This is a genomic window from Pseudomonas sp. EA_35y_Pfl2_R5, assembly GCF_963970805.1.
Classification (GTDB): domain Bacteria; phylum Pseudomonadota; class Gammaproteobacteria; order Pseudomonadales; family Pseudomonadaceae; genus Aquipseudomonas.
In genome coordinates this window covers 696,898-720,877 of record NZ_CAXAOW010000001.1, presented here as the reverse complement: position 1 = coordinate 720,877, position 23,980 = coordinate 696,898, and the positions used below count along the sequence as shown (strand labels likewise).

Annotated in this window: 23 protein-coding genes; 5 read left to right on the top strand and 18 right to left on the bottom strand. The window is 58.8% G+C overall.

Annotated elements, in window-relative coordinates:
• Window positions 1–292: 292 nt before the first annotated feature.
• On the top strand, window positions 293–949 hold the full coding sequence (locus AACX99_RS03245; RefSeq protein ID WP_339409446.1) for a hypothetical protein: 657 nt from the start codon (window positions 293–295) through the stop codon (window positions 947–949).
• Between the two features lie 171 nt (window positions 950–1,120).
• Here AACX99_RS03245 and AACX99_RS03240 read toward each other — a convergent pair whose 3' ends face one another.
• From AACX99_RS03240 to AACX99_RS03230, 3 genes are all read right to left on the bottom strand, one after another.
• A complete protein-coding gene (locus AACX99_RS03240; RefSeq protein ID WP_339409444.1) occupies window positions 1,121–1,849 on the bottom strand; it encodes a carbonic anhydrase in 729 nt (242 codons plus the stop codon).
• 121 nt (window positions 1,850–1,970) lie between these two features.
• Window positions 1,971–3,029 carry a PA0069 family radical SAM protein gene (locus AACX99_RS03235; RefSeq protein ID WP_339409442.1) on the bottom strand — a complete coding sequence of 353 codons (1,059 nt, stop codon included), beginning with the start codon at window positions 3,027–3,029 and terminating at the stop codon, window positions 1,971–1,973.
• A gap of 76 nt (window positions 3,030–3,105) precedes the next feature.
• Window positions 3,106–4,050, bottom strand: a complete 945-nt coding sequence (locus AACX99_RS03230; RefSeq protein ID WP_339409662.1) for an AEC family transporter — start codon at window positions 4,048–4,050, stop codon at window positions 3,106–3,108.
• Window positions 4,051–4,274: 224 nt separating this feature from the next.
• On the opposite strand from AACX99_RS03230, the gene AACX99_RS03225 reads away from it, so the two are divergent.
• Window positions 4,275–4,679, top strand: coding sequence for a GFA family protein (locus tag AACX99_RS03225; RefSeq protein ID WP_339409440.1), 405 nt, complete (start codon window positions 4,275–4,277; stop codon window positions 4,677–4,679).
• Between the two features lie 5 nt (window positions 4,680–4,684).
• On the opposite strand, the gene AACX99_RS03220 is transcribed toward AACX99_RS03225, so the two are convergent.
• The 9 genes from AACX99_RS03220 to AACX99_RS03180 all read right to left on the bottom strand — a co-directional run bounded on the left by AACX99_RS03220 (window position 4,685) and on the right by AACX99_RS03180 (window position 12,869).
• A complete protein-coding gene (locus tag AACX99_RS03220; protein ID WP_339409439.1) occupies window positions 4,685–6,637 on the bottom strand; it encodes a DUF7844 domain-containing protein in 1,953 nt (650 codons plus the stop codon).
• Window positions 6,634–6,954 (bottom strand): DUF2388 domain-containing protein, encoded by a 321-nt coding sequence (locus AACX99_RS03215; RefSeq protein WP_339409437.1) that lies wholly within the window; start codon window positions 6,952–6,954, stop codon window positions 6,634–6,636. The genes AACX99_RS03220 and AACX99_RS03215 overlap by 4 nt, the downstream gene beginning before the upstream one ends.
• A gap of 94 nt (window positions 6,955–7,048) precedes the next feature.
• Entirely contained in the window at window positions 7,049–7,366 is a 318-nt protein-coding gene (locus tag AACX99_RS03210) for a DUF2388 domain-containing protein (RefSeq protein ID WP_339409435.1), read from the bottom strand.
• A gap of 79 nt (window positions 7,367–7,445) precedes the next feature.
• The gene (locus AACX99_RS03205) at window positions 7,446–7,652 is read right to left on the bottom strand and encodes a DUF1127 domain-containing protein (protein ID WP_339409433.1); all 207 of its coding nucleotides are present in this window, start codon (window positions 7,650–7,652) and stop codon (window positions 7,446–7,448) included.
• A 266-nt stretch (window positions 7,653–7,918) separates the two neighbouring features.
• Complete coding sequence (locus AACX99_RS03200) at window positions 7,919–8,134, bottom strand: DUF1127 domain-containing protein (RefSeq protein ID WP_339409431.1); 216 nt, start codon at window positions 8,132–8,134, stop codon at window positions 7,919–7,921.
• A gap of 382 nt (window positions 8,135–8,516) precedes the next feature.
• Window positions 8,517–9,953, bottom strand: a complete 1,437-nt coding sequence (locus AACX99_RS03195; protein WP_339409429.1) for an NAD(P)(+) transhydrogenase (Re/Si-specific) subunit beta — start codon at window positions 9,951–9,953, stop codon at window positions 8,517–8,519.
• Entirely contained in the window at window positions 9,953–10,270 is a 318-nt protein-coding gene (locus AACX99_RS03190) for an NAD(P) transhydrogenase subunit alpha (protein WP_090378897.1), read from the bottom strand. Before AACX99_RS03190 ends, AACX99_RS03195 begins: the two co-directional genes overlap by 1 nt.
• A gap of 14 nt (window positions 10,271–10,284) precedes the next feature.
• Complete coding sequence (locus tag AACX99_RS03185; protein WP_339409426.1) at window positions 10,285–11,406, bottom strand: Re/Si-specific NAD(P)(+) transhydrogenase subunit alpha; 1,122 nt, start codon at window positions 11,404–11,406, stop codon at window positions 10,285–10,287.
• Window positions 11,407–11,960: 554 nt separating this feature from the next.
• Window positions 11,961–12,869 (bottom strand): LysR family transcriptional regulator, encoded by a 909-nt coding sequence (locus tag AACX99_RS03180; protein ID WP_339409424.1) that lies wholly within the window; start codon window positions 12,867–12,869, stop codon window positions 11,961–11,963.
• 196 nt (window positions 12,870–13,065) lie between these two features.
• Here AACX99_RS03180 and AACX99_RS03175 point away from each other — a divergent pair, with 196 nt between their 5' ends.
• Complete coding sequence (locus AACX99_RS03175) at window positions 13,066–14,244, top strand: acyl-CoA dehydrogenase (RefSeq protein ID WP_339409422.1); 1,179 nt, start codon at window positions 13,066–13,068, stop codon at window positions 14,242–14,244.
• Between the two features lie 121 nt (window positions 14,245–14,365).
• The gene (locus tag AACX99_RS03170) at window positions 14,366–15,589 is read left to right on the top strand and encodes a CaiB/BaiF CoA transferase family protein (protein ID WP_339409420.1); all 1,224 of its coding nucleotides are present in this window, start codon (window positions 14,366–14,368) and stop codon (window positions 15,587–15,589) included.
• Window positions 15,590–15,699: 110 nt separating this feature from the next.
• On the opposite strand, the gene AACX99_RS03165 is transcribed toward AACX99_RS03170, so the two are convergent.
• The 3 genes from AACX99_RS03165 to hmpA form a co-directional block, all read right to left on the bottom strand.
• Entirely contained in the window at window positions 15,700–16,890 is a 1,191-nt protein-coding gene (locus AACX99_RS03165) for an NnrS family protein (RefSeq protein WP_339409418.1), read from the bottom strand.
• Window positions 16,877–17,131, bottom strand: a complete 255-nt coding sequence (locus AACX99_RS03160) for a transmembrane sensor/regulator PpyR (protein ID WP_339409417.1) — start codon at window positions 17,129–17,131, stop codon at window positions 16,877–16,879. The genes AACX99_RS03165 and AACX99_RS03160 overlap by 14 nt, the downstream gene beginning before the upstream one ends.
• Before the next feature lie 170 nt (window positions 17,132–17,301).
• Window positions 17,302–18,483, bottom strand: coding sequence for an NO-inducible flavohemoprotein (hmpA, locus tag AACX99_RS03155; RefSeq protein WP_339409415.1), 1,182 nt, complete (start codon window positions 18,481–18,483; stop codon window positions 17,302–17,304).
• A gap of 176 nt (window positions 18,484–18,659) precedes the next feature.
• Between hmpA and norR the strand changes: the two genes are divergently transcribed.
• Entirely contained in the window at window positions 18,660–20,210 is a 1,551-nt protein-coding gene (norR, locus tag AACX99_RS03150) for a nitric oxide reductase transcriptional regulator NorR (RefSeq protein WP_339409413.1), read from the top strand.
• Between the two features lie 250 nt (window positions 20,211–20,460).
• Here norR and AACX99_RS03145 read toward each other — a convergent pair whose 3' ends face one another.
• The 3 genes from AACX99_RS03145 to AACX99_RS03135 form a co-directional block, all read right to left on the bottom strand.
• Complete coding sequence (locus AACX99_RS03145) at window positions 20,461–21,456, bottom strand: restriction endonuclease (RefSeq protein WP_339409411.1); 996 nt, start codon at window positions 21,454–21,456, stop codon at window positions 20,461–20,463.
• Window positions 21,457–21,571: 115 nt separating this feature from the next.
• Entirely contained in the window at window positions 21,572–22,399 is an 828-nt protein-coding gene (locus AACX99_RS03140) for a hypothetical protein (protein ID WP_339409410.1), read from the bottom strand.
• On the bottom strand, window positions 22,396–23,979 hold the full coding sequence (locus AACX99_RS03135; protein WP_339409409.1) for an AAA family ATPase: 1,584 nt from the start codon (window positions 23,977–23,979) through the stop codon (window positions 22,396–22,398). Before AACX99_RS03135 ends, AACX99_RS03140 begins: the two co-directional genes overlap by 4 nt.
• Between the last annotated feature and the right edge of the window lies 1 nt (window position 23,980).

Here is a 23,980-nt window from a genome sequence, read left to right as displayed (position 1 = left end):
CGGTGAAAATGCTTGCGGAGACTGTCCATGCCGCAGTCGATTCGGAGTTATCAGGTACTGCCTTTCGAATTCGAGTATAGACACGGACTTGCACCTGGCAATGCGAAAGCCGAAATGAACAACAGACTGCAAGGCACGCGCTAGAGACCGCGGCTGGCGCGGGATAGGCCGGGGCGGCGAGTGCAGCATATAGCCGACTCGCATAACTGTTTAATAATTATGACAATCGGGTCTTAGCCGATGCGCTCAGCCAGCTAAGGTTCTCGCCCATGTCCTCATTTCAGGAGCAGTCATGAACATCGCCGCTTTGCACGCATTGATCCAGCGTGCGCACCAACACGAAGCCAGCACGGGCCACCTGGCCAGCCAGATGCAAGCCCACCTGGGTCAATTGCACCCGTCCATCCGCCTGCCTAATGAAGACACTCAAGGTGTGCTGCAGCGTTTTGTCAGCGCTTATATCGAGCAGGTACCCGAGCTATTGCAGGCGGCCCATCAGGTGTCGCAGGAAGCGGGGATCGAGGCGCAGATCAAGCCGGTGCTGAAGGTTGCAGAGCAGTTCTTTCTCCAGCCACCCGCACTGATGGCCGGTCATGAGGGGCTGGAAGGGCTGCTTGATGAAGCCTATCTGGCCCACCGGCTGGTCGAGGAAGTGAATGATCGCTACATCGCACACCTGGGCGCGCCGTTGATTCCGCTGGATACCACAGTTGCCAACCTGATCGCCCACCAACTGATCGGCGAAACCTTCGCCAACCAACTGGATGAGGCTGTGCATCATGCCGTCGATGGCATGCTCGACGATGCCAGCTTTGCCCAGGACTCAGTGCAGATTTACCGCGAACGCCTGAACAACCCGCAAACCGACGCGGCCTGGCAGCGCTGGCCATGCCTGTCTCGGCAGCTCGGAGTTGAGCTGCAGCTGGATGAAACCCGCGCGGCGGGTTAGCAGGCCTTAACCCCTCGCGCAGTTGCCGACCAGCAGGCCGTTGAAGAATGTAGGCGAGGCAGGCAAGACGAGGCAAAAACGGCTGAGGAAGCGGAGTTTACTGGCTGTAAATGAGCATCCGAGGCCGTTTTTAACGCAGTGTTGCCAACGCAGGTAATTTTTCAACAGCTGCTAGCTGCTCGGCAGATAGCGCGCGCGGGGAGTGGCCATCGGCAACGGCCCCTCGCCGATCAGGCGAAATTCGCCCTTCTCCGCGTCGTAAGCTTTGATCTCGCTGGTTTCGATGTCATACACCCAGCCATGGATAAACAGTTGGCCGCAGGCCATGCGCGAGGCCACCGAAGGGTGGGTGCGCAGGTGATCGAGCTGCGCCACCACGTTTTCCTCGGTGAGGATGCCCAGCGTGGTGTGATCGGCGCAGCCACAATTGTCTGCCACCACGGTCTTGGCCACTTCGGCATGCCGTAGCCAGGCTTTTACCGTGGGCATGCGCTCCAGATCAGCGGGGTTGAGCACAGCCTTCATCGCACCGCAATCGGAATGCCCGCAGATGATGATGTGCTGTACGCCCAGGGCCATTACCGCGTACTCGATAGCCGTAGAAACCCCGCCCATCATCTGCCCATAGGGCGGCACCACGTTGCCAACGTTGCGGTTGACGAACAGGTCGCCCGGCGAGCTCTGGGTGATCAGTTCCGGCACCACCCGCGAGTCAGCGCAGGTGATAAACATTGCGCGTGGGTTCTGCGCGGTGGCGAGCTTCTTGAACAGCTCTTCCTGCTGCGGAAATATCTCGCTGCGGAAGCGCTTGAAACCATCGACGATGCTCTGCAGGGCTTCCTCGGCACTCTCAGTACCTGTGCGCCCCTGCAGCGGGATCAACTGATGCTTGTATGGCATGTGTGCGACCTCTTATGAGCCTGAATAAACGCTGCTAAAACGACAGCCAAGGCCGCTAGCGAGTCACATGCCAAGTGTTACTGCCGCAGGCCCTCACGGCAACCGTCACCTTGCGAGCCTGTTAGAGCAGCGCCAACTGGCCACCCGGTGGACAGAAACGCGTGCAATCGAGGTTGAAGCCATCACGCCGATTCAGGCCCAGGCGTTTGCTGGCCAGAGCAAAGCGCTGTGCGAGCAACTCGGCAAAGGCACCTTCGCCACGAAAGCGTTGACCGAAGCGGCTGTCATACAGCGCGCCACCTCGGCTCTGACGGATCAGACTAAGGACATGCTCCGCGCGCTGCGGATAGTGCGCCTGCAACCACTCCTCGAATAACGGCGCAACTTCACGCGGCAGGCGCAACAGCATGTAGTTGGCGCTCTGCGCGCCGGCATCCTTGGCCGCAGCCAGCAAGTGCTCCAGTTCCATGTCGTTGATCATTGGGATCATCGGCGAACACAGCACACCAACCGGAATACGGTTGTCGCGCAATACGCGAATCGCCCGTAAGCGCGCCGCCGGTGCCGCAGCGCGCGGCTCCATGATGCGTTTGAGTTCGTCATCCAGGGTAGTCAGGCTGATCATCACCGCTACCAGGCGCTGTTGCGCCAGCTCGGTTAACAGGTCGAGGTCACGCAGAATCAACGAACCCTTGGTGATGATGGTCACCGGATGGCGGTGATTGAGCAGCACCTTGAGGCTATTGCGGGTCAGCAGGTGCTGACGCTCGATCGGCTGATAAGGATCGGTGTTGGAGCCCAGGTTGATCGGCGCACAGACATAGCCGGGCTTGCTCAGCTGCTGTTCGAGCAGGGCCACGGCATTGGTTTTGGCGATCAGCTTGGTTTCGAAATCCAGGCCCGGCGACAGGTCCCAATAGGCGTGGCTGGGCCTGGCGTAACAATAGATGCAGCCATGCTCACAACCGCGGTAAGGATTGAGCGAGCGGTCGAAGGGCAGGTCCGGCGACTGGTTGCGGGTGATGATGCTTTTCGCGGTTTCGCAGCGCACTTCGGTCACCCGGCTGGGCGGGACTTCCTGCAGCCAGCCGTCATCGCTGGCGATAATACGCTGCGGAGCAAAGCGGTTATGCGGATTACTGGCAGTGCCGCGACCGCGCGGCGGCAAAGAAACGGACATGGGCTGACTCCACAAATTACTGTATATAAATACAGTAATTTGTTTGCACCACCAAGCACCGACTGTCAGCCCACCGTCATGCCGTACCTGCCACCAGTAGCAACAATAGCGGCAAACTGGCTGCCGCCAGCAAGGTTTGCAGGGTGATGATGCCGGCCATCAACTGACTATCGCCGCCCAGCTGACGGGTCAGCACGTAAGCCGTTGGCGCGGTTGGCAGAGCAAAGAACAGCACCAGCACGGTGCTTTCCATCGCCGGCAGCTGCAGACCATGGGCTACCGCCCAAGCCAGCATCGGCATGGCCAACAGACGTAGCAGGCTGTTCCAACCCAGTGCCGGAATCTCACCGCCCAACTGTTCAGGCTTCAGCGCCGCACCGACACAGAGCAGACCCAGCGGCAGGCTGGCGGCGGCCAGCAGGCTAAGCAGACGATCACTACCGCCCGGCAGGCCAAGACCACTGAGGTTGACCAGCGCACCGCCCAGACAGGCAAGAATCAGCGGGTTTTTCAGGATGGGCAGCAACAGGCTGCGCGCACTGACACCACGCTCAGCGGTTAACGACCAGACTGAAAGTACATTCACCGTCGGCACCATCAGGGCGAGCATGATGGCCGCCAGGGTCAGGCCTTCCTGACCAAATAGGCTGCCGACCGCCGCCAGGCCGAGGTAGGTATTGAAACGCAGAATGCCTTGGCTAAAGGCCCCAAAGCGCCCCGCTGGCCAGCCACGCACGCGCCGCACCAGCAACAGCGCCAACCAGGCGATACCCAATGCCAATAACACGGCCAAGGCCAATCGCGGCAACGCCGGGTTATCCAGCGGCGCCGTGGCCAGGCTGCTGAACAACAGCGCCGGGAACAGCATGAAGTAGTTCAGCCGCTCGGCCCCCGGCCAGAACGCCTCATTGGGGAACGCCCAGCAGCGCAGGTAATACCCGGCCACGATCAAGGCAAACAGCGGCCACAAGGCCAATAACAACTCCAGCACGGCAACCTCCAGCCACAGGCAAGCCGCCATCTTGAGCAGCCGCATGAGGTGACGCAAGGACGATGTCGGTATTAGCAGGCCGTTGAAAAACTACCTACGTTGCTGATACTGCGTTGAAAACAGCCTCGGAATGCTCATTTACAGCCAGTAAGCTCCACTTCCTCGTCTGTTTTCGCCTTGTCTCAGCTGCCTCGCCTACGTTTTTCAACGGCCTGTTAGGCTGCTTTACCTGACCTTCACGACGAGAGTGTCTTATGTCCGCTATCCACCAAGGCGGTTGCCAGTGCGGCGCCTTGCGCTATCAGTTCGAGGCGCCGCTGCAGAACATCGCGCACTGCCACTGCAGCATCTGCCGGCGCAGCAGCGGCGGCATCGTCACCACCTGGATTACGGTCCCATTGGCGAGCTTTCGCTGGTTGGCCGGCACACCACGCGAGTACGCCTCGTCAGCCAGCTGCACGCGCAGCTTCTGCCCAACTTGCGGCGCGCAGCTGACGCTATTCACCACACTCAGCCCGCACAGCCTGGATATCACTATCGCCACTCTCGACCAGCCTGAACTGGCTCCAGCGGATCGGCATATCTGGGTGCAAAGTCGCCTGAACTGGCTGCACCTCGATCCGCAGTTACCCGAGGAAGATCAGGAAGTGATGGACTGATTCCCCTAGGGCAGCTGCAAGCCACCGCCGGCCTTGTGCAACGTGCGCAGATGCGTACCGAGCTGCGCCAGGTTGGCTTCAGTGGCCTGCAATTCAACGAGGCGGGCGGGCTCCAGCAGGGTGCGCACTTCCTGATCGAGGTTGTCGCTGAGCTGGCGCAGCTGCTGCTGTCGCGCCTGACTTTCGCTTTCCAGACGCTGCCATTCGGCGCGCTGCGGCAGGCCATAGCCACCCTCAAGCAGTTCGGCCGGGCGACTGAGAAAGCCGCTGTTGGCGAGGATTTGTTGCAGCGCACCGCCGGCCTTGTTCAACGCGGGATCAACGCCATCACGGCCACTCAAGTAGCGGCGCTTGAGCTCATCCTGGGCCAACAGTAACTGTCGGCGTAATGCCGCCTGCTCAAGCAACAGCAGGGCCGCGCTGGTACGCAGATCGGCACGGCCAAACCAGGGCTGGCGCTTATCGGCCGACAAGGTCAGCCAGTCCTCAACCTGCGCCTGCTCAATCGGCAACTGCGTCTGCAACACAGCGAACATGGCTTGGTAGCGATCACGAAACGAGTCGAAACGATAACCCAGGCGCAAGGCTTCGGTAGCGTCGCCCAGCACGCTGCGGTCTGCCAGATCGCGGGCCACCAGGGTATCAAGCAGGCCGTTGGGCATGATGCTGTCGAGCGCATGCAGGCGCGGGTGCTGGCTGCCGCTGCGCAGCAGCTTGAGGGTTTCCACGGCGCAGTTATTGGAGATAAACCAGTAGTCGCCGTCGTAGCTCCAATGCTGCTCAGCGGCGCGGGTCACCAGTTGCTCCAGCTGCGTGCGCTCCAGTTTGAGCGGCACCGAGGCGAGGCTGCGCAGCTCGACCTTGGTGTACTCCTCAATCACCTGGGCCAGCGGCAGAACGAACAGACGCGATGGATAAACGCCGGTCAGACCATCCCAGCTGGACAGCTGCACGTCGCCAACAAACGCGCGGTACGACAGCACCAGATGCTCCTGCAGATCCAGCCGGCAATCCGGCCCGCGCGGCCGCCCAAGCGCGCAGATGACCAGGCGCAGCATGCTGTGGCCCCAGCGGCTGGCCAGGGCATCATTGGCTTCAGCCAGCAGGTAATCGACCTGATAGACGCGCTGCGGGTCGATGCTGCCCAACGGCTGGCGGGCAAAATCTCGCCCGGCATTCAGGTAAGCCAGACCTTCGGCGCAGGACTGCTGGCTCGCCGGTGTCCAGGCGAAATGCACACTCAGGTAGCGTGCCAGTGAAGGCCGGCGACAGGCGTAACTGGGGTCAAGGAGGAAGTACTCCATATTGACGGCGAGAAACTCACGCGGGTTGCTCAGCTCATAGCTATCCGGGCTGCGCGCGACCTGATGGTTGTCCTGCTCACGCGCACCACGCCGCCCGACCTGCTGCGGCCAGCCGGCCAAGTCGAGCAGCAACGGATCATCACTCAGGGTAAAGCGCCGCGCCGTCTGGCCGCGGCAGCGATCCGGCAGGCCAACAGCGCCAAGGCTCTGGTCGCGCTGGCGACACAGGCGTTGCAGCTGCCGATCAGCCTGCGGCCAAAGTTGGGCACGGTCATATAGATGGGTAATTTCATGCAGCACGGTGGCCAACAGCTCGCGGCGCACAGTGCCGTGGGGGCGTGAGGTCCGGGTGGTGGCGCTGCTGCCGTCGCTTAACCCTGGCAGCAACGCGGCATTCAACTCAATACCGCTGAAACGCCCGGCGCGGCCATAAACCTGCGCAGGCATGCTGCGCCAGCGCACGCTGACACTACGATCAAGTCGCTGTTTGAGTTGTGGCGGCAAGGCGGCAGTCGCGTCCTGCAACAGTTGCTGGCTGGCCTGGCGCTCAGCAGGGCTGAGTCCAGCTTCCGCTAGCTGCAGGCGCAACTCGGCCTGGCTGCAGGTGCAGGTCAGTAACACCAGCGCCAGCAGCCAGGCACGCGGCCAACTCACAGGGCCAGAATGGCTTCGGCCAATACCAGGTCGGAAGCGCCCTGCGCCTCAGGTACTTGGCTACGAATAGTGCTAATGGCCGCTTCCAACTGCGCACCACGGATCTGCCCTTGGCTGGCGACGAAGCTGGCTGCATCGTCGCGCGCTGCGAGCACAACTTTCGAGTCGCGCACCGAAGTGGTGGTATCCGAGGTGAAATCAAAGGTGCGGTCGAGCGCACGTACGATGATATTGCTGGTCGCTACCAAGGTTTGCGCCTGTGTAGCGGCACTGAACAAAACAGCTGCAACGACGGCACTGAGCAGAATAGGGCGCATATACATCTCCAATAATCAGCCACATGGCGTATGACGGACAGAGTGCCACACAGTTCCGCCAACGCTTCTACCCAAACGCCAGCGGTGAGTGTTCTTAAAGGCTGAGGATCGCTGCCGCCAACTGCATATCGTCACCCCGTAATTCCGGTAACTGCTGACGGATATGCTGCAGAGCGGCCTCCAGGCGCACGCCACGGATCTCGCCCTGACTGGCGACAAACGCAGCCGCATCATCGCGCGCGGCCAACACGATCTTGTCGTCTGTAAAGGAAGAGGAGACATCGGAAGTTGCTTCCGAGGTAGCCCCAACCGCGCCCACCACCGCATCGGTAGTGACCACAAAGCTGGTGGCGCTTGCCGTGCCCGCCAGCGCCAGCAATGCCGCAAGGCTCAACGTCTTTATCACATTCATGTTTACGCTCCTGAAAAGGCCCTACAGACAGGCTGGTTTCAGTGTAGACCCTTGCTAAACGGGTTGGTTGCCAGGCGGCTCAGCGCCAGAACGGCCTTGCCAATTCGGCCTGCCGCTGCGCCTCGGTAATGCCTGCGTCGGCCAGCTGGCGGCTATCGAGGCGCGCCAATTGGCGGCGAGTACGCAGCTTGCGCCGCCAACCGCAGAGCGCAGCGTATGCGCGCAACCAGAGCGGGTGATTCACCTGAGTGTTTTGCGGGGGCTGGTGTTTGAGCGTGCGTTCCATGGCGCAATTCCTTGTCAGAGACGGAAGAAGGCAACCTATGGTGCGTGAGCGCGGAAAACAGGGGCAGGGACAGCACCTGCGAATTGTTATGGCGCAGTTAGCTATTTAAAAGAACTGTACTGCTGAATAGCGCAGCAGACTGTTGCAGCCAAGCAATTGGCTGCGCACTTTCTACCGACACATAAAAAGAAAGCCCCAGCACGCAAGGCGCTGGAGCTTTCAAAAATCCCATAAAGGGAGGAGCAGAAATCGGTGTCTGGCAGCAGTTAACGCCAGAAAGGCTTGCTCAGTTCAGCGTGACGCTGTGCTTCGCTGATACCGGCGTCTGCGAGCAGACGGGCGTCCAGGCGAGCAAGCTGGCGGCGGCTAACAACGCGGCGCTGCCATTGCAGAACAGAGGCGAGCATACGCAGCGGCAAAGCGCTGGTGCCGGTGGATTGGCTGTGATCGAAAAACAGGTCGGAACTGAGGGTACGTTCCATGATGGTCATCCTTCCGCTTGTGGCGGGTCAGTGGTGTGTTGCGATGGGAGAATTATTGCCGTTGCCCCCACTGCGCTGTAGCCACAGCTGAATGAAATTGCAGCACAAATAGATAGTTTGCTTTGTAACTGTTTGACCTGTTTTACAGTCAACTGTACTGGTCATAAGTGCCTTAGCCTAAAAGGCGCATAAAAGCAGATAAAAGACCTGCCTATAACGCCATTCACTAGTGAATCAATATAGGTACAGTTGCAAATTGCACTTATGTGACAGCTGACCTGTTTTTCAGATTTTTCCCTGGCAATAACACTTTTCTGATCGAGCAGACAGAAAAAAGCCCGGCTAACGAGCCGGGCTTTTTTCTACAGCGTTGCGGCAAGTGTTAGTCGACCGCTTTAACCATATCTTCGATGACTTTCTTGGCGTCGCCGAAGACCATCATGGTCTTGTCCAGGTAGAACAGTTCGTTGTCCAGGCCGGCGTAGCCGCTGGCCATCGAGCGTTTGTTGACGATCACGGTCTTGGCTTTGTAGGCCTCGAGGATCGGCATGCCGGCGATCGGCGACTTCGGATCGTTCTTCGCGGCCGGGTTGACCACGTCGTTGGCGCCGAGCACCAATACCACGTCGGCCTGGCCGAACTCGGAGTTGATGTCGTCCATCTCGAACACCTGCTCGTAAGGCACTTCGGCCTCGGCCAGCAGCACGTTCATGTGGCCCGGCATACGCCCGGCAACCGGGTGGATCGCGTACTTTACGGTCACGCCACGGTGGGTCAGCTTCTCCGCCAGCTCCATCAGCGCGTGCTGAGCACGGGCTACCGCCAGGCCGTAGCCCGGAACGATGATCACGGTGTCGGCGTTGGTCAGCAGGAAGGCCGCGTCGTCGCTCGAACCGGATTTCACCGGGCGAGCTTCCTTGGCGCCAGCCGGGCCGGCTTCTTCAGCCGCGCCGCCGAAGCCACCGAGGATCACGTTGAAGAACGAGCGGTTCATCGCCTTGCACATGATGTACGAGAGGATCGCGCCCGAAGAGCCGACCAGCGAACCGGCGATGATCAGCATCGAGTTGTTCAGCGAGAAACCGATACCGGCCGCCGCCCAGCCCGAGTAGCTGTTGAGCATCGACACGACCACTGGCATGTCCGCGCCGCCAATCGGGATGATGATCAGCACGCCGATCACGAAGGCCAGGGCCAGCAGGATGGCGAACGCAGTCAGGTTACCGGTGAAGGTGAAGTACAGACCCAAACCGAGAATGGCCAGGCCGATGGCCAGGTTGACCCAATGCTGGCCCTTGAACTGCACCGGTGCGCCCTGGAACAAGCGGAACTTGTACTTGCCCGAGAGCTTGCCGAAGGCGATCACCGAACCGGAGAAGGTGATCGCACCGATGGCCGCGCCGAGGAACAGCTCCAGACGGTTACCGGATGGAATCGCATCGCCCAGCGCAGCAACGATACCCAGCGACTGCGGCTCGACCACTGCAGCAATGGCAATAAACACCGCCGCCAGGCCGATCATGCTGTGCATGAAAGCGACCAGTTCCGGCATCTTGGTCATTTCCACGCGCTTGGCCATGATCGAACCGGCAGTACCGCCGACCAACAGGCCAACCAGCACGTAACCGATACCGGCAGTGGCGATTTCAGCACCGAGCTTGTAGATCAGGCCGACGGTGGTGAGCACGGCGATGCCCATACCGATCATGCCGAACAGGTTGCCGCGACGCGAAGTGGTCGGGTGCGACAGACCTTTAAGCGCCTGGATAAAGCAGATTGAGGCGACGAGGTAGAGAACAGTGATCAGATTCATGCTCATCAGTGCTTCTCCACTGCAGCGGCTTTAGGCGCTTTCTTCTTGAACATTTCCAGCATGCGTCGAGTGACCAGGAAGCCACCGAACACGTTGACCGCAGCCAGCGCCACGGCCAGGGTGCCCATGGTCTTGCCCAATGGGGTCACAGTCAGCGCGGCAGCGAGCATGGCACCGACGATAACGATCGCGGAAATCGCGTTGGTTACCGCCATCAGCGGGGTGTGCAGGGCCGGAGTCACGTTCCACACCACGTGGTAGCCCACGTAAATGGCCAGCACGAAGATGATCAGGTTGTAGATGCCGTCGGAAATCATATCCATGAGCGGTGCTCCCCTTAGCCGTTAGTGCGCACGACGTTGCCGTCGCGGCACATCAGGCACGCGGCGACGATGTCGTCTTCAAGGTTGAGGTGGAACTTGCCTTCGCCGTCGATAACCAGCTTGAGGAAGTCCAGCAGATTGCGTGCGTACAGCGCCGAAGCATCGGCCGGCACCAGGGCCGCCAGGTTGCTGTGGCCGACGATGGTCACGCCATGCTGCACCACCACTTGCTCGGCGACAGTCAGCGGGCAGTTGCCGCCTTGCGCTGCAGCGAGGTCGATGATCACCGAGCCGGGCTTCATTTCCGCCACGGTGGCGGCATGCAGCAGGGTCGGCGCCTTGCGGCCCGGGATCAGCGCGGTGGTGATAACGATATCGGCCAGCTTGGCCTTCTCGTGCACCGCCTTGGCCTGACGCTCCATCCACGAAGCCGGCATTGGGCGGGCATAGCCGCCAACACCCTGAGCGCATTCACGCTCTTCATCGGTTTCGAATGGTACGTCGACGAACTTGGCGCCAAGTGATTCGATCTGCTCTTTAACGGCAGGACGCACATCGGAAGCCTCGATCACCGCACCCAGGCGCTTGGCCGTGGCGATGGCCTGCAAACCGGCAACACCAGCACCGAGAATCAAAATGCGCGCGGCCTTAACGGTACCAGCAGCGGTCATCAGCATCGGCATAAAGCGCGGGTAGTGGTGCGCAGCCAGCAGCACGGCCTTGTAGCCGGCAATGTTGGCCTGCGAGCTGAGCACGTCCAGGCTCTGCGCGCGGGAAGTGCGCGGAGCAGCTTCCAGGGCAAAGGCGGTGACGCCGCGAGCATTGATGCGCGCGATGGTCTCGTTGCTGAACGGGTTGAGCATGCCCACCAACACCGCACCGGCTTTCATATGCGCCAGCTCGGCATCGGTCGGGGCAACTACTTTCAGCACCAGATCGGCGCCGAAAGCAGCAGCATCGCTGCCGATAGCCGCGCCAACAGCTTCATAGGCGCTGTCCGGAATGCTTGCGCTCACGCCTGCACCGGTCTGTACCGTCACCTGATGGCCTTGGCCAACCAACTTCTTGATGGTTTCGGGAGTTGCGGCAACGCGCGTCTCACCAGCATGGGTTTCGAGAGGAACACCGATGTGCACTTCAATTCTCCTGCGTGATCTTTATTAGTGAACCGGCGCACTGCGGATGGCACGCGGGCATTAGGGAGGATCAGCACAAACCCGCTCAGGCGACTATTGCACAATAGCGGGGCGCGGCATTTTGCAGGCGATAGCTATAGCCTTCAAGGCGTTATGAAGTAAAACCTTGTGATAACTACAAGTCACTGGATGACCTTACAGGCAGCTAATTTATGGCAGCCCTTTTGGGGCAAGGCCTGTAGCGCATTAGCTGCGACAAAACAGCGCTTATCCATTCCTGAGATAAATACTGGGCCATCAGATCAACGGCGCCACCCGCCATTACCAGAAAAGGCGCTGTTTCATTGGGCTGCAGCAGCGTTCGTGTGCAGAAAATTCAACACCAAAACCTACCATGCGCAGAGAAAGTGTAGCCATTCAGATAACTGACTACGGGGTCAACATAACTCCGGCGCGCACACTAGGCGGCCTGTCTCGCGCGGTAAAGATATTTCCGACAGATTGCCGCCGAAGCTTTGACGGCCTTTTCCGCCAACAACCTGACAGGCTGTTGCCTATTTCAGGCCATTGGCTAACGCATAAGCCTGCGCCTCACGCACCAGCCAGTCGCGCAGCAACAGCAATGCAGCCGACTCCAGCTTCCGCTCGGGAATCATCAGGTAATACGCCTTGTCGGCCGGCAGGCTCAGCGGCGCGGCAATCACTAGGCGCCCCTCGTCCAATTCGCGGCGAATCAGAAACGGCGGAATCAGCGCCACGCCCATCTCGTGCATGGCCGCCTGGGCCAGCATGGAGAACAGCTCATAACGCGGCCCGGCCATATCCCGCGCGTTATTCAACCCCTGGGCATTAAACCACTGACGCCAGGCATAGGGCCGCGTGGTCTGTTGCAGCAGCGGCAGGCTGGCAATCTGCTCGGCACTAAGCTGCGCCTGCTCAGCCAGCAATACCGGGCTGCATACCGGCATCGGGTTCTCACCCATGAGTAAATGCGCCTGGGTGCCGGACCAGTCGCCATCGCCGAAGTACACCGCCGCGTCGAACTCGGTATCGGCAAACAGAAAGGGCCGCGTGCGATTGGTCAGGTTGACCGTGATCTCCGGGTGCAGGCGCTGAAAGTCCTTCAGCCGTGGCAGCAACCACTGCGTGCCGAAGGTCGGCACCACCGCCAGTTCGATGCTCATCGCGCCCCGCTGGCCCATCACCGCCAGGGTGTCGCGCTCCACCGCATCAAGCTGACCGGCTACTCGTCGCGCATAGGACTGCCCCGCCTCCGTCAGCACCACGCCACGGCGCGAACGGCGGAACAGCTCGATGTTAAGGAAGGCCTCCAGCGCGGCTATCTGCCGGCACACTGCGCCCTGAGTCAGGCTCAGTTCCTGCGCCGCCTTGGTAAAACTCTGGTGCCGAGCAGCGGACTCGAACGCGATAAGGGCGGCTGTGCTGGGAATCTTGCGGCGCATCTGTGCGTCACCATCACTTTGATCGGTTAAATATGCCCACTAAAGCTATCTCGAAGTGAGCAAATCGCACAACTGCGTGCGCAATACTCGTTTGCCTGCCTGCCACAAGCGGCCTAGGATCAATCCACTCACCGGCGGACGTAGCACGACTGCGCAGACACCCGCCCTACCACTGTCTGATTTCGAGGTTTTCGCGATGGCCAAGGCAAGCTTCAACTGGATCGACCCGCTGCTGCTCGACCAGCAACTGACCGAAGAAGAACGCATGGTGCGTGACAGCGCCCAGCAGTTCGCCGCCGACAAGCTGGCCCCGCGCGTACTCGAAGCCTTCCGCCATGAGCAGACCGACCCGAAAATCTTCCGCGAGATGGGCGACACCGGCCTGCTCGGCGCCACCATTCCCGCCGAATACGGCGGCAGCGGCCTGAATTACGTGTGCTACGGCCTGATCGCCCGCGAAGTGGAGCGCATCGACTCTGGCTACCGCTCGATGATGAGCGTGCAGTCCTCTCTGGTGATGGTGCCGATCTTCGAGTTCGGCAACGAAGCGACCAAGCAGAAGTACCTACCGAAACTGGCCAGTGGCGAATATATCGGCTGCTTCGGCCTGACCGAACCGAACCACGGCTCCGACCCCGGTTCGATGATCACCCGCGCAAAGAAGGTCGATGGCGGCTATCGCCTCAGCGGCGCGAAGATGTGGATCACCAACTCGCCAATCGCCGATGTATTCGTGGTCTGGGCCAAGGATGATGCCGGCGAGATTCGCGGCTTCGTCCTGGAAAAAGGCTGGCAAGGCCTGAGCACCCCAACCATCCACGGCAAGGTCGGCCTGCGCGCGTCGATCACCGGCGAGATCGTCATGGACAACGTGTTCTGCCCCGAAGAAAACGCCTTCCCCGATGTACGCGGCCTGAAAGGCCCGTTCACCTGCCTCAACTCCGCCCGTTACGGCATCAGCTGGGGCGCACTAGGCGCCGCCGAGTTCTGCTGGCATACCGCACGCCAGTACACCCTCGACCGCAAACAGTTTGGCCGTCCGCTGGCGCAAACCCAGCTGATCCAGAAGAAACTGGCTGATATGCAGACCGAAATCACCATGGCCCTGCAAGGCTGCCTGCGCCTCGGCCGGATGAAGGATGAAGGCACCGCTGCGGTGGAAATCACCTCGATGATGAAGCGCAACAGCTGCGGCAAATCCCTGGATATCGCCCGTATGGCCCGCGACATGCTCGGCGGCAACGGCATCAGCGACGAGTACGGCGTGGCCCGTCACTTGGTCAATCTGGAAGTGGTCAACACCTATGAAGGCACCCACGACGTCCATGCGCTGATCCTTGGCCGCGCGCAGACCGGCCTGCAGGCATTCTTCTAAGCCGCTTCGTAGGATGGGTTAGCCACGCAGCGGCGTAACCCATCACTCGGCCCGATGGGTATCGCTGCGCTCAGCCTGCGCGGCCCGACTTATCCTACGTTTCCACTTTTGAGATATCCCTATGCCCGGCGCCCTATCGCATATCCGCGTTCTCGATCTGTCCCGCGTACTGGCCGGCCCCTGGGCCGGGCAGATTCTCGGCGATCTGGGTGCCGAGGTAATCAAGGTCGAGCGCCCCGGCTCAGGCGACGACACTCGCCACTGGGGCCCGCCCTATGTGAAAGATGCCGAGGGCAACGACTCGCGCGAGGCGGCGTATTTCCAAAGCGCCAACCGCAACAAGCAGTCGGTAACCCTGGACTTCACCCAGGCGGAAGGCCAACGCCTGGTCCGCGAACTGGTGCAGAACTGTGACGTGCTGCTGGAGAACTTCAAGGTCGGCGGCCTAGCGGCTTACGGCCTCGACTATGAAGCGCTGAAGGCCATCAACCCACGGCTGATCTACTGCTCCATCACCGGTTTCGGGCAAAACGGGCCCTACGCCAAGCGCGCCGGTTATGACTTTATGATCCAGGGCCTCGGCGGGCTGATGAGCCTAACCGGCAAGCCAGACGGCGAGGAGGGTGCTGGCCCCATGAAGGTCGGCGTCGCCCTCACCGATATTCTCACCGGCCTGTACGCCACAGTCGGTGTACTGGCGGCACTCAACCAGCGCGAGCAATCCGGCCTCGGCCAGCATATCGATGTGGCCCTGCTCGACGTGCAGGTGGCCTGCCTGGCCAACCAGGCGATGAATTATCTGAACACCGGCGTTTCGCCCAAACGCCTGGGCAACGCCCACCCGAATATCGTGCCCTACCAGGATTTCCCCTCGGCCGACGGCAACTTCATTATCGCCGTGGGTAACGACGGGCAGTTCCGCAAACTTTGCGAGGTTGCAGGCTGTACGGCTTTGGCCAATGACCCGCGTTTTTCTACCAATAAGACCCGCGTCGCGCATCGCGCCGAGCTGATCCCGCTGCTGCGCCAGGCCACGGTATTCAAAACTACCGCCGAATGGGTGACGCTGCTGGAGGCCGCTGGCGTACCGTGCGGGCCGATCAATGACTTGGCTCAGGTGTTTGCCGACCCACAGGTTAAAGCCCGTGGCCTGCGTATCGATCTGCCCAATAGCCTGGGCAGCACCACCCCGCAGGTCGCCAGCCCGCTGCGCCTATCGGAAACCCCGGTGCAATACCGCAACGCACCACCCCTGCTCGGCGAACACACCGAACAGGTACTGAGCCGCCACCTGGGCCTAAGCGCCGAGCAGATCGCGGCGCTGCGTGAAGCGGGCGTGCTCTAAACCCAGCGTAAAAGTGCCGCACTGTCAGATCATGTGGGAGGGGCTTTAGCCGCGATGCGTTCCGCGCCTTCTAGCCCTGCGCGGCTAAAGCCCCTCCCACCAACATGACGTTAACCCGGCTGCCCATCCACCCGCGCCGTCCAGAACATCACCGCGTAGTGACGCACAAACAGAGTAAAGGCCACGATCCACAGCAGGCTGGAAAGCCCCAATCCCGCAGCAGGCGCAAACGACACCAGCAGCACCCGCGCCACAACCGCCAGCTGCAGACTGGCAAACGCCCAGCCCATAGCGGCCGGCGGCTGTAACGGCCGACCGGTATGACCGAGGCTAACCCGCGCCAACATCGCCAGAATCGCCCCACCGACCGCGCCCAATGCCAGGGCGTGATAGGCCAAGCTGACGTTGTGCAACCAGACGATATGCCAGGCCGCCAGGGCCAGTAAGGCCAGCGGCAACCAGGCATAGGCTAAGTGCAGTGACCAGAGCAGCGGTACGCGCCAGATCCCGGCGTCGTACCAGTGCCATAGGCGCAAGCCATGCAGCGTGGCCAGAGCCAGCAACAACGGCAGTAGCCATAGCGACGGTTGCATGGCCAGGCCACAAGCAAACAGCAACGCCAGGCTGAGCGACAAAACCAGTACCAGCAGATCCAGACGCGGCCTTGGAGCAACAGGTGCCAGTCGATTGAGACCACGCTGGGTGAAGAACGGAATCACCCGCCCGCCGATAATGCTCACCAGCGCCGCAATCAGCCATAAGCCGGCCAAGGCACCGCGCCGCTGCAGGGCATCATCACCCAGCGCCAGGCCATACAGCAGCAGCCATTCGCAGCCGGCCATCAGCAACACCACGACCACCAGCGGGTAGTTGCGCCACTGACGCACCTGCCACAGCTGTCGCCCAAGCAACAGCGCCAGCAGCGGTAGAAAGGGCAGCTGCAGCGCCAGCAAGAGTGGCAACGGCGCACCGAACAGCCAGGCCAGTCGCGCCACTAACCAGAGGCCGAACAGCGCCGCCAGCGGCCAACCGCTCAGGCCTGGCCGCCCCGTCCAGTTCTGCACCGCCGTCAGCAAAAAGCCGGTAATGATCGCCCCAGCGAAACCGAACGGCAGTTCATGCCGATGCCAAGCCAGGCTACCGCCCACCGGCTGCCAACCCGGCAGATAACCCAGTAATGCCGCCGCCCACAGACCGATTGCCAGCACGGCAAACAGCGCGCCACCGAGAAAGAACGGGCGAAAACCCAGCCGCCACAGTGGCGCAATGGCCAGTTCCTGCTGGCGATCACGCAATTGCACAGCAAGGCTCCTGTTGTTTACGTAGATGCTGCTGCGCGGCCAGGCGCAGCACATAACCGAGCTTGAGCAGGCCTGGGCCGATGATTGTCAGCGCATGCGCCGTAACCAGGCTGCCCATGCTCAGCTGCGCCTCCAGTCCATAAGCGCCCAGCAGGCCGCTGAGCAACAGCAGCACGCCGGCCAGCAGCATGCGATTCGCCAATTGCAGTGCCCGCGATGGGCAGGATAGATACGCCAACATAATCACCTCCTGAGCCGCTAGCAGCTCGTTGAAAACTGCCTGCGTTGGCAATCCAGCGTTAAAAACGGCCTCGGAATGCTCATTTACAGCCAGTAAACTCCGCTTCCTCGGCCGTTTTTGCCTTGTCTTGCCTGCCTCGCCTACGTTTCAACGACTGCTAGGCCATTGTTTCAACTATCCAGCGCGCTGGCCGGACCAAAGAACTCGTAATGGCTCTGCGCCGCCGGCACACCAAGGCTGTGCAGATGCCGTTTGACCTGCGCCATAAAAGGCTTGGGCCCCAGGAAGTAGGCATCCAGATCGCGCTGCTCGGGCAGCCATTCAGCCAACAGCTCCAGGCTAAGCAAGCCCTCGGCATCGGCCATATCGCCCGTACGCGGCTCGCTGTAACACACGTAATGACGCAGCTGCGGACGCTCAGCGCGTTGCGCCTCTACCCAGTCACGGAAGGCATGCACGCCGGCGTGACGGGCGCAGTGGATAAAGTGGATATCACGGCCCGTGTCGCGCGCCGCCTCTAGCATGCTCAACGCCGGAGTGATGCCGACGCCGGCAGTGATCAGCACCAGCGGCTTGTTGGAGTCGCGCAGTACGAAATTCCCAGCCGGGGCGAACAGCTCCAGGCTGTCGCCGACCTGCAGTTGGTCATGCAGGTAATTGGAGACCTTGCCACCCACCTCACGCTTGACGCTGATGCGGTACTCGCGGCCATTGCTCAGGGCCGACAGCGAGTAGTTGCGACGCTGCTCGCCGCCATCCAGCAGCAGGCGCAGACCGATGTATTGGCCCGGCTGGAAGGCCGCCAGCGCTCCGCCGTCGGCCGGCACCAGGTACAACGAAACGATCTCCTCGCCCTCCTGCACCTTGCGGCTCAGGCGGAAGCTGCGCGCCCCACGCCAGCCACCCTCGGCCATGGCGTTGGCGCTATAAGCAGCCTCTTCGGCACCAATAAGGATGTCCGCCAGTTGCCCATACGCTACAGCCCAAGCTTCGATCACCGCATCGGTAGCGATCTCGGCACCGAGCACTTCACGAATCGCCCGCAGCAGGCAGCTGCCGACAATCGGGTAATGCTCCGGCAGGATCTGCAGCGACACATGCTTGTTGACGATCTGTCCTACTAGAGGCCCCAACGCCTCCAGCCGGTCGATATGCCGCGCATACATCAGCACCGCATTGGCCAGCGCACGCTGTTGGCCCCCGCTGGCCTGGTGCGCCTGGTTGAACAAGGCGCGCACCTCGGGGTACTCGCTGAGCATCATCTGGTAGAAGTGCCGGGTTAGGGCCTCGCCACCGCTTTCCAGCAGCGGTACGGTGGCTTTGATCAGGGCGGTTTGGTCGCTGGTTAGCATGCAAGGCTTCCTCGTCAAGTCGACACGCTGTACTTGCGCAGCGGTCTGGTTCATATCACTCTGACTATTACAGGAAACGTGCCAATTATTTTATTTATATTAATCATACACTTATAAGTGACAGTGTCTTTATGACAACAGACATTACGAGTCTTAATGACAGCTAGCGTGTCCTTATGACAGCAAACCCGCTGCTTACTACGCTGATTCCCCTGGTCGCCGACTTGTCCCGCGAGTTGCCGGAAGCTGAGCGCTATCGCCGCCTGCTACAAGCGCTCAAGCAGCTGCTGCCGTGCGACGCAGTGGCGCTACTCAAGCTCGACGGTGACATGCTGATTCCGCTGGCCGTTGAAGGCCTGAGCGCCGACACCCTTGGCCGGCGTTTCAAGCTCGACGAACACCCGCGTCTGCAGGCGCTGCTGGCGCAACGCGGGCCGACCCGCTTTGCCACCGATTGCGAGATGCCCGACCCCTACGACGGCCTGGTCGATGGCCATCGCGGTCACCTGCCCGTACACGACTGCCTCGGCTGCCCGCTGTATGTGCAGGACCAACCCTGGGGCCTGCTAACCCTCGATTCGCTGGATCCGGCGAGCTTCGGCCGCGTCGATCTCGACAACCTGCAGGCTTTCGCCAGCCTGGCCGCTGCTACCGTGATGGCCAGCGAACGGATCAACGCACTGCTGCAACGCGCCGAGGATCAGCACCAGTTGGCCGAAGCCTACAAACAGGCCGCCGGCCAGCAACGGCCGCGTGAACTGATCGGCCAGAGCGCTGTGCACAAGCGCCTGCAGGAGGAAATCGCGCTGGTCGGCAACAGCGAACTGAGCGTGCTGATCAGCGGTGAAACCGGGGTCGGCAAGGAGCTGGTCGCCGAAGCCCTGCACGCGGCCTCGCCCCGCGCAGCCAAACCACTGATCAGCCTCAACTGCGCGGCCCTGCCGGACAACCTGGTGGAAAGCGAACTGTTTGGCCACGTGCGCGGCGCCTTTACCGGCGCGCATAACGAGCGTCGCGGCAAGTTCGAACTGGCCGACGGCGGCAGCCTGTTTCTCGATGAAATCGGCGAACTGCCGCTGGCCGCGCAAGCCAAGCTACTGCGCGTGCTGCAGAGCGGCCAACTGCAACGGGTCGGTGCCGATCAGGAACAGCGGGTCAACGTGCGCGTACTGGCCGCCAGCAACCGTGACCTCGCCGAGGAAGTACGCGCCGGGCGCTTTCGCGCCGACCTCTATCACCGCCTCAGCGTCTACCCGCTGAAAGTCCCGGCGCTGCGTGAACGCGGCCGCGATGTACTGCTATTGGCCGGCTACTTCCTCGAAGAAAACCGCGCCCGCCTGGGGCTGCGCAGCCTACGCCTGACCGCCGACGCTCAAGCCAGCCTGCTGGCCTACAACTGGCCGGGCAACGTGCGCGAACTCGAACACCTGATCGGCCGCGCCGCCCTCAAGGCCCTCGCCGGTTGTAACGAGCGGCCGCGGATACTCAGCATCAACAATGCGCACCTAGACTTGCCGACCAGTCAGCCAACAGCAGCGCCTGCACTGCAAAGCGCAGCAGAGCCACACAGCGAACTGCCGCTACGCGAAGCCATCGACGCCTACCAGAAACAGCTGATCAGCCAGGCGCTGGAGCGCCACCAGAACAAATGGGCTGCCGCCGCCCGCGAACTGGGCATCGACCGCGCCAACCTGATCCGCCTGGCCAAACGATTGGGATTGCAGTGAACAAACCCTGAAACGCAAAAAGCCCCGGATTTTCATCCGGGGCTTTTTGCTTTAGTAAGGTGGCGCACCAGGCGGGATTCGAACCCACGACCCCTGCCTTCGGAGCCCTAAAAGTCGACGTTTAGAATCAATACGTTAGCGCTGATTAGCTGGAAAATCAAAGGGTTGCCGTAGCGGGTGTTAGCGGGTTTTCGCTCCGTTTAGCGGGGCGAGTGTGGCAAATTTGTGGCAATTCTGACTGGCGTCCTATTTAACTCACCGGCCAGTAGATCCTTACCAGCGGCACCAGTGCACGCCCTTCCAGATCGAAGCTCTCGTAATGGCTTACGATCAGGTCGGCCAAATCGTCCAGGTCGACCAAGGTGAGCGGAATGCTAGATCGTTCGGCCTCATAGCGGGCCTCACGAGTGAAACCGCCGGTACTGATGAACAAGCCCGAGTCACCTTCACGTAGGGCACCGATAAAGCTACGAATCGCGGGAGCCCCCATCGAACCGTTGCGGTGTTTTACTTCGGCCTTTATGCGCGGCTGGGTCAGGCCTAATCCATCGGGCGAGGCGATAACGTCTACCCCGCGATCTGGCCCCTTGGGTGAGACCTTGGCTTTGTAGCCCATTGCGCGGAGGATACTTGCTACCAATTCTTCCATCTCGTCAGGTAGCAGAGCGACGACTTTGTCTTTAATGAGCTCATGGCTTTGGGCCACAGTTTCATCTTTTAACTGCTCCACTTCAGTTTCAACTGCATCTGTCTCATTGACCAGGAGACTGGGAGCTTTGCCCTCCAGCACAGCTGTAAACACGTCGATGATTTCCTGACTTATGGAGAACAGCGTCAGGGTTGAGCCAAGGGAGTTTTTCGCTTTCTGTGGTAGCTGATCCCGGCTGACTTTACCCAACCACTCAACCTTGCGCAGGTTGGCATAGTCGCCAACGGTATCAGGCTGGTACAGGTACTCGCCCTGATCAATACCCAGCAGGTATTCCCGCGCTTCTGGGTTATAGCTAACGATGTGATCACCAGCGGTGATCTGATCACGGAACTTGAGAATCATAGCGACCGCATTGGCGGTGGCCGAAGGTTTATCGTTGCCGTAAACCTCTATGTACTTTTGGCGCAGACTGTCGCCCGTAGCGTATTGGGTTAAATCGCCCAGCTGTGACCAGCCAATAGCGGCGTAACCCCTCTCAAAATCTTCTATGTAAACTCCTCCGCGTCCGGCGCGGATCATCCATGCGTTGTTCATTTGCGACAGCCTGCTTCGGGTATGATTGATTGAGTGCCCCTGCTTAATGCAGTTTTACGGAACGCGCCATACGCAAGTCACGAAGATTATTAAATATACTAGAGATTAATCTCTCTCAAATGCTGCTTGCAATTTTCATTGCCATCGGTTCACCCGTTTTCAAGAGTGATGCTTTCGCAACTGATGAAAACTCGGCGTCTCGCCTAAGCAAAGCTTGCAGCTTTTTTAATTCACTTTCAGCATATTCTCTTTGCGCAACACTCTTCGTTGTGTTTGCATCTTTGAGCGCATTTAAATAGCTATTGTATAACTCCCTTACCGTCAGCCACTTCTGCTGACGCCTAGTGTTTAAAACTCGCTCATCAAGGTAGTATTTTTCAATCGTAAAACTGACCCGCTGAAGGTCATCATCACCGATAAAATCTTCTGGTACAGGTTTACCGGTATCATCAAAACTAAGCAACAACACATCACTAGATTTTAGCGGGTCTAGGAAAAATGGAATTTCATCTTGCCAGGGGTCAGATGCAATGATCGCCCGGCACCGCTCGTTTACAATTGGGAAGAATGTTCCTTTCTTTCTATTCGGCCGTGATTTACAAAGTCGATAGTTAGATATTTCAAAGGCCAGCCAGTAATATCCAGTATGATTTACATGCCCAGAGCCATCTATGTTTTTCGTGGCTTTTTTGGGACGATAATGCTCGACTTCTTGGTAGTCACCACCAAACTTCGTCTCAGTATACCAGCATTTTTCAAAAGAAATATCAGACAGAAACTTTATTAAAGCATCATTACGCCAATGGTCCTTATAGCGATCAATTAGAATATGTTTTTCCTCTAATGTGGCAGCTTTCAATATGTCTTTAGTTATCTCTAATGCTCTGGATTTCCAGTTTTCTATTTCCTCAGGTACTTCGCGGGGTATTTCTATGAGAATCATTTGTTCGCACCCGCAGAAATAGAGTCACTGAGAATGCTATCCGACAAGCTTTGAATTTCATCATATTCGTCAGTGCTAAAATCAGGCCGTCTGAATTTTGGGTTGCGGCTCATAGCTTTGGCGAAATTTGAAAAATAGGGATTTGGATGCGCCTGTGATAAACCAAGGTTGTCTAACTCGATATTTAAACTGATCAGCTCTTCAGATGGGCTAGTTCCATCAGCCTGCATGGATAGTAGCCTATTTCTCAAGTCGATCTTTTTCTGTATTTCTTTATCAAGACTCGTACGAATACCATAAAGCCCAGACTGAATAATCGCCTCAACACCCATATTAATGGGGTCTTCCTCGGGCACTACAGATTGCTTCCCGAGCTCTTGGCTTTCCGTTAGTACTCGGATCTGTTCGGCATACAGCGAGGTCAGCATTATCGGGTCATGGGTAGTCAAGACCACCTGACTGGTTTGCCAGGCGCTAAGATTACTACCTTCAATCTTGTGATCTAAGATTTTCTCGATTTGATCAAAATAGCTTAACTTCCACCGAGGATTTAAGTGAGTATCCGGCTCATCTAGCAGGAACAAAGATTCATCATCCCTAGTGAACTTCATCAAACCTAATACAGTTAATAACTGGCGCTCACCTTCAGAAAGAGCTGAGAAGGTCAATTTCTTACCGTCGGTCAACTTTACTGTTACTTGAACATCTTCAAGCAGATCTGCGATATAAGTGCTTTCAATATTTTTAAATAACGATGCGGTATCTGAATAATTTGAAGCCAAGCCTTTTAGCGCGCTATCATCTGGCAAAAATAAGTATAGACGATCCTGGTTTTCTGAGCGACCTCGAAAGTCAACCACCTTCCGTTCTGTGTTATCAATCGGAGCAATAGCGTAGTGCCATAGTTTATCGAGAAAGTCTTTAACCACACCACGTGAGTACCAGAATCTTGGGTCACCCTCCTCACGCATAACATCAGAAGGCTTACCTTTGTACCAATATGGTTTTTTCAGGCAGAAGAGTACCGAGTCCAACGAGGCTATATGCAACTGCTCCAAAAGCTGCTTGCAGGAGGGGTCATCATCTACCAAGAAGGCGAGCAGCACAAAGAAGCTGTGGACATCACGACAATAGAAAAACCGCCGAATGAGTTGGTCATCCCCCTTGGTAAGGGCATCATAAAATCGTGTCTGATGCTTTACAAATAGCTGCTCAACCCGCTCATTGGTGCCGGAGTAATAGGTGAAGATATTCAAGGGAAGGTATTCGTTAGCATTACTTTTAAGAAATGCTAACGACTTCTTTTCACCATTTATCAAAACTGAGCTTTTAGATTTATCTTCAGAATCAAACCTAACCTGAATATCATGACCACGACATTCATAAATAATGGTGTAGCTAAAATCAGTCGACTCACCTAGATCGATTGCTCTAAAAATGCAGACAATTATTTCAATAAGATTTGATTTTCCGACACCGTTCTGACCAATTATCGTGGTGATTGGCGATTTCTCGTCAAACGTTGTTCTAAAGTTAATAAACCCTTTGTGACCGGGTATCGTTAGCTCCTTTAACTTCACT

Coding starts and splice junctions, on each gene's coding strand:
- AACX99_RS03235 (WP_339409442.1), bottom strand. CDS start 3,029: ATGTCCGTTTCTTTGCCGCCGCGCGGTCGCGGCACTGCCAGTAATCCG.
- AACX99_RS03230 (WP_339409662.1), bottom strand. CDS start 4,050: ATGGCGGCTTGCCTGTGGCTGGAGGTTGCCGTGCTGGAGTTGTTATTG.
- AACX99_RS03210 (WP_339409435.1), bottom strand. CDS start 7,366: ATGAATGTGATAAAGACGTTGAGCCTTGCGGCATTGCTGGCGCTGGCG.
- AACX99_RS03175 (WP_339409422.1), top strand. CDS start 13,066: ATGGCCAAGGCAAGCTTCAACTGGATCGACCCGCTGCTGCTCGACCAG.
- norR (WP_339409413.1), top strand. CDS start 18,660: ATGACAGCAAACCCGCTGCTTACTACGCTGATTCCCCTGGTCGCCGAC.
- AACX99_RS03140 (WP_339409410.1), bottom strand. CDS start 22,399: ATGATTCTCATAGAAATACCCCGCGAAGTACCTGAGGAAATAGAAAAC.
- AACX99_RS03205 (WP_339409433.1), bottom strand. CDS start 7,652: ATGGAACGCACGCTCAAACACCAGCCCCCGCAAAACACTCAGGTGAAT.
- AACX99_RS03215 (WP_339409437.1), bottom strand. CDS start 6,954: ATGCGCCCTATTCTGCTCAGTGCCGTCGTTGCAGCTGTTTTGTTCAGT.
- AACX99_RS03160 (WP_339409417.1), bottom strand. CDS start 17,131: ATGTTGGCGTATCTATCCTGCCCATCGCGGGCACTGCAATTGGCGAAT.
- AACX99_RS03200 (WP_339409431.1), bottom strand. CDS start 8,134: ATGGAACGTACCCTCAGTTCCGACCTGTTTTTCGATCACAGCCAATCC.
- hmpA (WP_339409415.1), bottom strand. CDS start 18,483: ATGCTAACCAGCGACCAAACCGCCCTGATCAAAGCCACCGTACCGCTG.
- AACX99_RS03195 (WP_339409429.1), bottom strand. CDS start 9,953: ATGAGCATGAATCTGATCACTGTTCTCTACCTCGTCGCCTCAATCTGC.
- AACX99_RS03245 (WP_339409446.1), top strand. CDS start 293: ATGAACATCGCCGCTTTGCACGCATTGATCCAGCGTGCGCACCAACAC.
- AACX99_RS03225 (WP_339409440.1), top strand. CDS start 4,275: ATGTCCGCTATCCACCAAGGCGGTTGCCAGTGCGGCGCCTTGCGCTAT.
- AACX99_RS03145 (WP_339409411.1), bottom strand. CDS start 21,456: ATGAACAACGCATGGATGATCCGCGCCGGACGCGGAGGAGTTTACATA.
- AACX99_RS03190 (WP_090378897.1), bottom strand. CDS start 10,270: ATGGATATGATTTCCGACGGCATCTACAACCTGATCATCTTCGTGCTG.
- AACX99_RS03180 (WP_339409424.1), bottom strand. CDS start 12,869: ATGCGCCGCAAGATTCCCAGCACAGCCGCCCTTATCGCGTTCGAGTCC.
- AACX99_RS03170 (WP_339409420.1), top strand. CDS start 14,366: ATGCCCGGCGCCCTATCGCATATCCGCGTTCTCGATCTGTCCCGCGTA.
- AACX99_RS03240 (WP_339409444.1), bottom strand. CDS start 1,849: ATGCCATACAAGCATCAGTTGATCCCGCTGCAGGGGCGCACAGGTACT.